Raw genomic sequence first — 2865 nt, 5'->3', positions numbered from 1 at the left:
GTCACGGGTGGGTGACGTCGGGTCACGGAAGCGGAGGGGCTGGTGACCGGTGCCCGGTGACCGGTGGGGGCGTACCGCATAGGCTGTCGGCACTGCGGTCCAGCGGTGTTCCCGTGTGCGGGCGCCGGGGGGCCGCGGTGGTGAAGCAGTCGAGACAGACGTGACAGTCGAATACGGTCCGTGACGGCTCCGGTGGCGGGGCCGGGCGGGGCGTACAGAGTGCCGCAGGGGGCAACCGCCATGACGACAGGTCGGCTCGGGCTGGGGGCACCTCCCGGCCGTCAGGCTGGGGGCACTTCCGCGCCGCCGAACGCGGCCTATGCCGGGCAGGTCGTGCACTTCCCGGATCCGGTGCGGGCGGCCCGTCACCCGAGAGGGGTGCGGGTGGACGAGCGCGGCTATCCGGATTTCTCGCCCTACGCGCGTGCGGCGGCGGAGATCGCGGATCCGCCGGAGGGTTTCGGCGTGGACGAGCTGCGGCTGACGGATTTCGTGTCGGCGAACGCGGCGCTGGCGGCGACGGGTCACGAGTTGTGGGACACGGTGCCGTCGGTGGCGACGCCGCACGGCTGGACGTGGCATCACGTGGCCGGGTCGCGGCGTCTGGAGCTGGTGCCGGTCGAGGTGAAGGCGCTGCTGCGGCATCACGGTGGTGTGGCGACGGCGGCGGTGGATCACGCGAAGCGGGGCACGCGGCCGTTGCAGGAGACGCGTCCGGCGCATTTCGGTCTGCCGAAGTCGGGTGTGGCGGTGTCCGAGTCGCAGGTGCTGGGTGTCGAGGAGGATCTCGGGTACCGGCTGCCGGGCGCGTACCGGTCGTTCCTGAAGGCGGCGGGCGGGTGCGCGCCGGTGGGGACGGCGTTGGACGCGGAGCTGGGTCTGCTGGTGGACCAGCCGTTCTTCACGGTGCGGGACGAGGCCGCGGTCAACGACCTGGTCTATGTGAACAAGTGTCTGCGGGACCATCTGACCAAGGACTATCTGTGTGTCGCCTTCGTGCAGGGCGGTCTGCTGGCTGTGAAGGTGCGGGGGGAGCGGCAGGGGTCGGTGTGGTTCTGCGCGTACGACGACGTGCGGGACGTGGATCCTTCGTGGTCGCAGGCGGAGCGTGTGGAGCGGCTGCTGCTGCCGTGCGGTGAGGATTTCGACGTGTTCCTGTCGCGGCTCGCGGGGTCTCCTCCGGAGTTGGAGACGGTGGCGAGTCTGATGGTGGACGGCGGCTTCGCGCGTGCCGTCCCGGTTTCTTCCGCGGGGGAGTGAGTCGTAGCGATGGTGACGTTCGCGCAGGCGCAGGAGCGCGCGGAGGAGTGGGTCAACGGGGACGTGCCCGCGTATCAGCACCGTGAGGTGCGGGTGCGGGAGTTCGGCCTGGGGTTCGTGGTGTGGGCGGAGGACCGTGCGGACGGTCCGCGTTCGGACGGCGGCGGGCAGCGGCTGGTGATCGCCCGGGACAGCGGTGAGGCGACGTTGTGGCCGTCGCTGCCGGTGGGTGAGGTGATTCGCCGGTACGAGGAGGAGTACGGCCGGGACGAGACGGCGGCGGAGGAGCCGGCGCCGGCTCCGGCGCGGGTGGACCTCAATCAGACGTCGTTCCTGCTGAGTCCGCCGGAGTGGCTTCAGGAGGCGGCGGACCGGCTGGGGATCCCGGATCGGCGCGGGGAGACGTCGGGGGGTGCGGCGGGAGCGGCCGCGGGTTCCGGTTCTGGTGCGGGTCCGGTGCCGGGGCAGGCGGGTGCGCCGGACGCGGGCTGGGCGTCGTCGTCCGCGGGTGCGGGCCGGGGTGCCGGCGCGTCCGGCGCCGGGGAGCCGTCCGCGGGTTCCGGTGCGGCGGCTGCCGCTTCCGCTTCCGACGGTGGCGGGTCGGCGTGGCCGGCGGCCGGCGGCGGTGCGGACGAGGGCACGCCGTGGGCCGGTACGGACACCACGGCGGACGGCGGCGAGGACCGCTCGGTGCCGCTGCCGCAGACCGTGTACGCGCCGCAGGTGAGTGAGCCGGAGGGGGACGCCCCGGCGACTCCCGAGGCGCGGACGACGCTGATGTCGGGCGGTAGCCAGTTGCCGCCGACGGCGGTCGCGCCGGCGGTCCCGACGGGGTCCTCCGCGACGCCTCCGCCTCCGACCCAGGCCGGTGTTCCCGGCACCCCGGCTCCGGGTGTTCCCGTACCGCCGCCGCCTCCGGGGGGTGCGCAGGACGCCGGTGACATCGCGGACGCCGCGACCAGCAAGGCGACTCCGCCGCCGAGGCGGGGCCAGGGTCCGGCGACCCCGCCGCCTCCGGGCGCCCCGGGTACGCCGGGCGCGCGTCCGGGCGGCACGCCCGCGCCCGCGCAGGGCGGGGCGAGCGGCTACGTGCCGACGCAGATGGTGTCGTCGCTGGGCCCGGAGGGCCCGTCCGGCGCGCAGACACCGCCGCCGTCGGGTCCGCCGACGCCGCCTCCGCCCGGTGCGCCGGGTACGCCCGGCACGCCGCCGGGCGGGGTGCACCACGCGGCGACGATGCTCGCCGACCCCAACAGCTCGGGCGCGGGCACGCCCATGCCGCCGGGCCCGCCCGGTGCGCCTGGTGCTCCTGGTACGCCCGGTGCTCCTGGTACGCCGGGTGCGCCGCAGCCGCCCGGTCCCCCCGGTGCTCCCGGTCAGCCCGGCGCTCCCGGTCAGCCTGGTGCGCCCGGTGCCCCGGGTGCGCACGGCGCGCCGCAGCCTCCGGGCCCGCCCGGTGCGCCTGGCCGGCCCGGCGCTTCGGCCGCCCCGGGCACGCCCGGCGCCCCCGGTGCTCCGCAGCCGCCCGGCCCTCCCGGTGCCCCCGGTCAGCCCGGCGCGCCCCAGCCGCCCGGCGCCCCGGGTGCCGGGCGGCTGGGGCGCGCC

Annotated in this window: 2 protein-coding genes; both read left to right on the top strand. The window is 76.2% G+C overall.

The window, feature by feature from the left end; all coding sequences use genetic code 11:
- The first annotated feature begins 240 nt into the window (after positions 1-240).
- Positions 241-1260 (top strand): SMI1/KNR4 family protein, encoded by a 1020-nt coding sequence (locus CCN29_RS33985; protein ID WP_078592375.1) that lies wholly within the window; start codon positions 241-243, stop codon positions 1258-1260.
- Positions 1261-1269: 9 nt separating this feature from the next.
- Positions 1270-2865: SUKH-4 family immunity protein (locus CCN29_RS33980; RefSeq protein WP_503167735.1), on the top strand; the 1596-nt coding region annotated here is incomplete at its 3' end.

The sequence above is a fragment of the Streptomyces pseudogriseolus genome, assembly GCA_002154585.1.
In the GTDB taxonomy this organism is placed as follows: domain Bacteria; phylum Actinomycetota; class Actinomycetes; order Streptomycetales; family Streptomycetaceae; genus Streptomyces; species Streptomyces pseudogriseolus.
The sequence above is the reverse complement of the archived record's forward strand: the minus strand, read 5'-3'. Positions and strand labels throughout refer to the sequence as shown.